This window comes from Pseudomonas mandelii (assembly GCF_002251635.1).
Lineage (GTDB): Bacteria > Pseudomonadota > Gammaproteobacteria > Pseudomonadales > Pseudomonadaceae > Aquipseudomonas > Aquipseudomonas mandelii_B.
Map to the genome: position 1 here is coordinate 24445 of NZ_NMOJ01000124.1, position 6692 is coordinate 31136.

Genomic DNA, 6692 nt, shown 5'->3' on the forward strand with positions numbered 1-6692 from the left:
AGAACTCCTCGTTCAGGCCTTGGCCAACCAGTCGCGGTCTTGCAGGAAGTATTCGGTCAGGCGGGCTTCTTCGCTGCCCGGCTCGGCTTTCCAGTCGTAGCCCCAGCGGACTTGCGGGGGCAGGGACATGAGGATCGACTCGGTACGGCCGCCCGATTGCAGGCCAAACAGCGTGCCACGGTCGTAGACGAGGTTGAACTCGACATAGCGCCCACGGCGGAACTCCTGGAAGTGACGCTGCTGCTCGGTGTAGGCGGCGGCCTTGCGGCGCTGCACGATCGGCAGGTAGGCGTCGATGTAGGCGTCGCCGATGGCGCGGATGAAGGCGAAGCAGGTGTCGAAGTCCCACTCGTTCAAATCATCGAAGAACAGGCCGCCAATACCGCGTGGCTCATTGCGATGTTTGATGTGGAAGTAGGTGTCGCACCAGGCCTTGTAGCGCGAGTACACATCCGCACCGAACGGCGCACAGGCCTGCTCGGCCACGCGGTGCCAATGGATNCAGTCTTCTTCATTNCCGTANTAAGGCGTGAGGTCGAANCCACCACCGAACCACCACACCGGCTCTTCGCCTTCTTTTTCGGCGATGAAAAAGCGCACGTTGGCGTGGGACGTCGGCACATGGGGGTTGTGCGGATGGATCACCAGCGACACGCCGAGGGCTTCAAACCCACGGCCGGCCAGCTCAGGACGATGCGCGCTGGCGGACGGTGGGAGGCCGCTGCCAAACACGTGGGAAAAGTTAACGCCGCCTTTTTCGATGACCGCGCCGTTTTCGATCACGCGCGTGCGACCGCCACCGCCGGCAGGCCGGGTCCAGGCGTCTTCGACGAATGCCGTGCCGCCGTCTTCGGCTTCAAGGGCTGCGCAAATCCGGTCTTGCAGGTCGAGCAGGTAGGCTTTTACGGCCTCGGTGCGGGTCGTCATGTCATCACCTTGAATCGGGCAAAACTACGCGGCGCTCCATCGGAGCAGGGGCCGGCGCAAATGGGCGCGTAGCATAACATCGCAGATGGGCCTGCCGCAGTTGACGAAGGTCAAGCTTAGGAGTCCGATAGGGAGCTTCGCAAATGACCTNAGGAGAGTTCAGATGGCCAAACGTATCCAGTTCCGTGCCCATGGCGGCCCCGAAGTGCTTGAGTATGTGGACTACACCCCGGCAGAACCGGGCCCTCAGCAGGTTCGCGTGCGCAACGAGGCCATCGGCCTGAACTTCATCGACACCTACTTCCGCAGCGGTCTCTATGCGCCGCCAGCCCTGCCATCGGGCCTGGGCGCAGAAGGTGCCGGTGTGGTGGATGCGGTGGGCAGCGAGGTCACCCGGTTCAAGGTCGGCGATCGTGTGGCTTACGGCAGCGGCCCGTTGGGCGCCTATAGCGAGGTTCACGTTTTGCCGGAGGCCAACCTGGTGCACTTGCCGGACGCCATCAGCTTCGAACAAGCCGCCGGCGCCATGCTCAAAGGCCTGACCGTGCAGTACCTGCTGCGCCAGACCTACGAGTTGAAGGGTGGCGAAACCATTCTGTTCCACGCCGCTGCCGGTGGCGTGGGCTCCCTGGCCTGCCAATGGGCCAAGGCTTTGGGCGTGAAGTTGATCGGCACGGTCAGCTCGCCGGAGAAAGCCGCACTGGCCAAGGCCAATGGCGCGTGGGCGACCATCGATTACAGCCATGAAAACGTCGCACAACGGGTGCTGGAATTGACTGACGGCAAAAAAGTCCCGGTGGTGTACGACGGCGTCGGCAAGGACACGTGGCTGACCTCGCTGGACAGCGTGGCGCCGCGTGGGCTGGTGGTGAGTTTTGGCAATGCCTCAGGCGCTGTGGACGGGGTGAACCTGGGCATTCTGGCCGCGAAGGGCTCGCTGTATGTAACCCGGCCGACGCTGGCGACCTACGCCAATAACGCGCAAAACCTGCAACGCATGGCGGACGAGCTGTTTGAGATGATCGTCAGCGGCAAGCTCAAGGTGGACATCAGCCAGAAGTATCCGTTGGCTGAGGCAGCGAAAGCGCAGACCGAGTTGTCGGCGCGGCGTACCACTGGCTCGACTGTTTTGTTGCCTTGATGACGGCATCGCGGGCAAGCCCGCTCCCACAGGTCCGAGTCGTATACACATTATGTGAACGANNCACATTATGTGAACGACCAATATCTTGTGGGAGCGGGCTTGCCCGCGATGGGCGCACCTCGGTCTCAATCCGGGCGAATGACGTTCCCGGTCGCCAGATCGCGAATCACGCTCGGATTCTTGCGCCCCCCCAGATTCCCGCCCAACACGTATTCCACTTGCCCACGGAAATACTGCTCGACGCGAAGACGCGTCCGCGCCGCCGGCCGACCCTGAGGATTAGCCGAGGTCGACACCAGCGGCCCGACCACCGCGCACAAATCCCGCACCAACGGGTGGTCGCTAACGCGCAGCGCCACGGTTTCATGCACGCCGGTAATCCACTGCGGCAACAGATTCTGATGCGGCACCAGCCAGGTATTTGGCCCAGGCCAAGTGCTGGCCATGCGCTCGATCCANNNNTCCGGGAAGTCTTCGAACAGGAAGTCGAACTGACGAATATTGTCGGCCACCAGGATCAGGCCCTTTTCCACAGACCGGCCCTTGATCATCAACAGACGATAGACCGCTTCTTCGTCCCACGGATCGCAACCCAGGCCCCAGACCGCTTCGGTTGGATAGGCAATCACTGCCCCTGCGCGAACGGCTTGTGCGGCTTGTTGCACGCGCCAATTGTTGACCATGAAAAACTCTCCGGAATAAGGCTCTGCGCAGTTTACCGATCTTCCTTATAAAACCTAGCTCACCCGCGCAAACCAGCGCCCGCTTTCGCACACCGCCCGGCCGTCCATTTCCAGCTCCGTCAGCGCTGCCAGCACTTTGGACAAGGCCCAGCCACTGCTGACCGACAACGCTTCGCTGGTGTGGGGCGCGGCGTGAAGCAAAAGGAGCAGTGGATGAGTAGGTGTTTGCAGCGTCTCTGTGGATAGCGCCAGCCGTTGCCAGCCGCGCAAGGCTTCGAGGATATGCTCGGTAGTTTCCACCAGCACCGCACCGTCGCGGATCAATTGATGACAACCCTTGGCGCCAGGGTGGTGGATCGACCCTGGAATCGCGTACACCTCGCGTCCTTGTTCCGCCGCCAGCCTCGCCGTGATCAATGAACCGCTGGCGACACTCGCTTCAACCACCAGCACGCCGAGGGATAAACCGCTGATGATCCGGTTACGCCGAGGGAAGTTTCCGGCACTGGGGCCGGCGTCCAGCGGAAACTCGGAAAGCACTGCGCTGCCCGACGCAATCATGGCGTCGGCCAGCCGCCGATTGCGCTGTGGATAAAACTTTTCAAGTCCCGTGCCAAGTACCCCGACCGTTCGCCCGCCCACGTCCAGCGCGGCTTGATGCGCGGCGGCATCGATGCCAAGCGCCAGGCCGCTGGTGATGATGAAACCGGCGCCGGCCAGGCTGCGCGAAAACGCCGCTGCGGTGTCCATACCCGGTCGCGAAGCCCGACGACTGCCGACCATCGCCAGTTGCGGTTTTTCCAGAATGTCGGGATCGCCTGCCACGAACAACAGTGGCGGCGCATCGCTGATTTCCGCCAGCAGCGCGGGGTACTCCGGCTGGTCCCACATCAGCAAATGCTGGCCCGGACGCTCTAGCCAGGCCAATGCGTGGGCCGCGCCATCGCGCACTTCATTGGCGCGCCGTGCTTCACCGCACGCCACCGGCAAGCCCAGCGAACGCCAGGCGCTGGCAGGCGCGCTGATGGCTTTGGACGCCGAGCCGAAGGCTTCAAGCAATTTCTTGAAACGCGCCGGGCCAAGTTCCGGCAAACGATGCAGACGTAAACGAGCTTCCAGTTCCGCAGGGGAAACCGGTGTAACGGTAGACAGCGACATGGATCATCCTTGATCGTTATGAGCCCCGTTCAAACGGGAATAAGCTGTGGATAACTCTGTTGGTAACTTGTGGAGCCTGCTTACGGATTTCGCACCTTATCCATCACCGCCAGCGAGCGCGATGCGTTGAGTACCAGCCCGTAACTGAGTTTGTCGTAAGTGCGGAACACCATCAGCAAACCGGCACGCTCATCGGGGATTTTCAGCGGCTGGCCAGTGATCCGGTCGCGCACGGTTTCACCGGTTTTCATCACCACCAGCACATTGCCTTCGGCCAGGCCATCGCGCTGACCTTTGTTCAGGGTCACGACATCCAGCGCGCCAATCTGGGTAACCCCGCGCGGCACATCGATGATCAAGCCATTAATTTCGGTTTTTGGCGCGCTGGGCATGAAGGTCGAGTTGATCGAGCGTTCCTCGCCACTGAACAGCCGGTCGCCAAGACGCACTTCCTGAGTCGTGCGTTGCAGTGCCAGGGTGGCGACGTCGCCTTTGGTGGCCACAATCTCGCCACCGCCGATGTCATCAGCATTGATGCCCAAAAATTCTTTGCTATCGGGATCGGTGTAGACCTTGCCCTGGCGGAAGATGCCGTAGACCGGCTGGTTCGGGTCGAAATGGCCACGGGCGAAAATGCGGTCACCGGTACCGCTGAGCACGCGTTCGGCATCGCCAGCGACGATGTAGGGCGCCTTGTCGAAGTCCTCGACCTTGTCGACGATGCGGTTGCTCAACAGAAAGCTGTTGATCGATTGCAGCGGAATGCTCGGGATCGCATCGGCCACCGGCGAGCTGCGCACCCGAGGCGAGAGCTTTATGGTGCCGCGCGAAGCTCCGCGATTGAGGGTCAGGCGCGGCTGGCCGTTGACATAGACCAGCGACAGCGAGTCGCCGGGATAGATGAGATTGGGGTTTTCGATCTGTGGATTGGCCTGCCACAGCTCTGGCCACTTCCACGGCTCCCGGAGGAATTTTCCGGAAATGTCCCAGAGTGTGTCACCCCTCACCACGGTGTATTGCTGTGGAAAACCTTCCTTGAGTTGCACTTGCCCGTGCGCCAAACCGGCCGAGGCCAGAAGGAGCAAGGCGAGTAGTGATTTCCTCATGCGGTGAATCCCTTTATTATGTGCGTTCGCGTGAAACGCCAGAGCCCTCGTGGCTCGCTCCTGACGCTTTGATAAAAGAAAAGGAGCTACGCTTCACAACGGTAGCCTGCATCTTCGGACCTGCCAGGCCATCGACCCGACTTTACCTCACACGTGCAGCAATTAAGCTTATGGCCATTTTAAACATCCTCGAATTCCCCGACTCGCGCCTGCGCACGATCGCCAAACCGGTGGCCGTAGTGGACGACAAGGTTCGTCAGTTGGTCGATGACATGTTTGAAACAATGTATGAAGCCCCGGGCATCGGCCTCGCCGCGACCCAGGTCAACGTGCATCAGCGCGTCGTGGTCATGGACCTGTCGGAAGATCGCAGCGAGCCTCGGGTGTTTATCAACCCCGAGTTCGAACCGCTGACCGAGGAGATGGGCGAATACCAGGAGGGCTGCCTCTCGGTGCCGGAGTTCTACGAGAACGTCGAACGCCCGGTGCGCGTGAAGATCAAAGCCCTGGACCGTGACGGCAAGCCCTACGAGCTGATCGCAGAGGGCCTGCTGGCGGTGTGCATTCAGCACGAATGCGACCACCTCAACGGCAAACTGTTNGTCGACTACCTGTCCACGCTTAAACGCGACCGGATCAAGAAGAAACTGGAAAAGCNCCATCGCCAGNAAGCTTGATGCCCTTCTTCCAAAGGCTTGCTGCGGCAAGCCTTTTTCTTTTGAGAGATTGCTCCCATGACTGAGCCACTGCGCATCGTCTTTGCCGGCACCCCGGAATTCGCCGCCGAACACCTCAAGGCCCTGCTCGCCAGCCCTTACGAAGTCGTCGCGGTTTACACCCAGCCGGATCGTCCGGCGGGCCGTGGGCAAAAGCTGATGCCAAGCCCGGTCAAGCAACTCGCGCTGGAAAACAACATTCAGGTGTTGCAGCCGCCGACGCTGCGCAACGAAGACGCCCAGGCTGAACTGGCCGCACTGAAGCCAGACCTGCTGGTGGTCGTGGCCTATGGCTTGATCCTGCCTCAGGCAGTGCTGGATATTCCGCGCCTGGGCTGCATCAACAGCCATGCTTCGCTGCTGCCACGCTGGCGCGGTGCGGCGCCGATCCAGCGCGCCGTGGAAGCCGGTGACAGCGAAAGCGGCGTGACCGTGATGCGCATGGAAGCGGGTCTGGACACCGGCCCGATGCTGCTCAAAGTCACCACCCCGATCACCGGCGAAGACACCGGCGGCAGCCTGCACGACCGCTTGGCCGAGATGGGCCCACCTGCCGTGCTCCAGGCCATCGCCGGCCTGGCTGCCGGCACCCTGGAAGGCGAAGTGCAGGACGACAGCCTTGCCACCTACGCGCACAAACTGAACAAAGACGAAGCACGCATCGACTGGAGCCGTCCGGCGGTTGAGCTGGAACGCCTGGTCCGCGCCTTCAACCCGTGGCCGATCACCTATAGCACGCTGAACAGCGAAGCGCTGAAAGTGCTGGCCGCGAGCCTCGCCGAAGGGCAGGGCGCACCGGGGCAAATCCTCAGCGCCAGCAAGGACGGCTTGATCGTCGCCTGCGGTGAGCAAGCACTTTGTCTGACTCGTCTGCAATTGCCCGGCGGCAAGGCGCTGAATTTCAGCGATTTGTTCAACAGCCGTCGTGAGAAATTCGCCCTGGGCACNGTGCTCGGTC

Annotated in this window: 7 protein-coding genes; 3 read left to right on the top strand and 4 right to left on the bottom strand. The window is 61.5% G+C overall.

From position 1 onward, the window contains the following. Positions 1 to 12: 12 nt before the first annotated feature. Positions 13 to 927 (bottom strand): oxygen-dependent coproporphyrinogen oxidase, encoded by a 915-nt coding sequence (hemF, locus tag B7L09_RS17125; RefSeq protein WP_094469837.1) that lies wholly within the window; start codon positions 925 to 927, stop codon positions 13 to 15. Between the two features lie 163 nt (positions 928 to 1090). Here hemF and B7L09_RS17130 point away from each other — a divergent pair, with 163 nt between their 5' ends. Continuing rightward, positions 1091 to 2068, top strand: a complete 978-nt coding sequence (locus B7L09_RS17130; protein WP_094469838.1) for an NADPH:quinone reductase — start codon at positions 1091 to 1093, stop codon at positions 2066 to 2068. A gap of 128 nt (positions 2069 to 2196) precedes the next feature. Here B7L09_RS17130 and tsaC read toward each other — a convergent pair whose 3' ends face one another. The 3 genes from tsaC to B7L09_RS17145 all read right to left on the bottom strand — a co-directional run bounded on the left by tsaC (position 2197) and on the right by B7L09_RS17145 (position 5018). Continuing rightward, the gene (gene tsaC, locus B7L09_RS17135; RefSeq protein WP_094469839.1) at positions 2197 to 2754 is read right to left on the bottom strand and encodes an L-threonylcarbamoyladenylate synthase type 1 TsaC; all 558 of its coding nucleotides are present in this window, start codon (positions 2752 to 2754) and stop codon (positions 2197 to 2199) included. A 54-nt stretch (positions 2755 to 2808) separates the two neighbouring features. Next, positions 2809 to 3912 (bottom strand): DNA-processing protein DprA, encoded by a 1104-nt coding sequence (dprA, locus tag B7L09_RS17140; RefSeq protein WP_094469840.1) that lies wholly within the window; start codon positions 3910 to 3912, stop codon positions 2809 to 2811. An 80-nt stretch (positions 3913 to 3992) separates the two neighbouring features. After that, positions 3993 to 5018, bottom strand: a complete 1026-nt coding sequence (locus tag B7L09_RS17145; RefSeq protein WP_094469841.1) for a LysM peptidoglycan-binding domain-containing protein — start codon at positions 5016 to 5018, stop codon at positions 3993 to 3995. 170 nt (positions 5019 to 5188) lie between these two features. On the opposite strand from B7L09_RS17145, the gene def reads away from it, so the two are divergent. Both def and fmt read left to right on the top strand, forming a co-directional pair. Continuing rightward, positions 5189 to 5695: a peptide deformylase gene (def, locus tag B7L09_RS17150; protein ID WP_094469842.1), complete on the top strand. Its 507-nt coding sequence runs from the start codon at positions 5189 to 5191 to the stop codon at positions 5693 to 5695. Between the two features lie 57 nt (positions 5696 to 5752). After that, a partial coding sequence (fmt, locus tag B7L09_RS17155) for a methionyl-tRNA formyltransferase (RefSeq protein WP_094469843.1) occupies positions 5753 to 6692 on the top strand: 940 nt, incomplete at its 3' end.

What these genes read in the sequence shown, in the direction of transcription:
- B7L09_RS17130 (WP_094469838.1), top strand. Translation starts at nt 1,091, where the DNA reads ATGGCCAAACGTATCCAGTTCCGTGCCCATGGCGGCCCCGAAGTGCTT.
- dprA (WP_094469840.1), bottom strand. Translation starts at nt 3,912, where the DNA reads ATGTCGCTGTCTACCGTTACACCGGTTTCCCCTGCGGAACTGGAAGCT.
- B7L09_RS17145 (WP_094469841.1), bottom strand. Translation starts at nt 5,018, where the DNA reads ATGAGGAAATCACTACTCGCCTTGCTCCTTCTGGCCTCGGCCGGTTTG.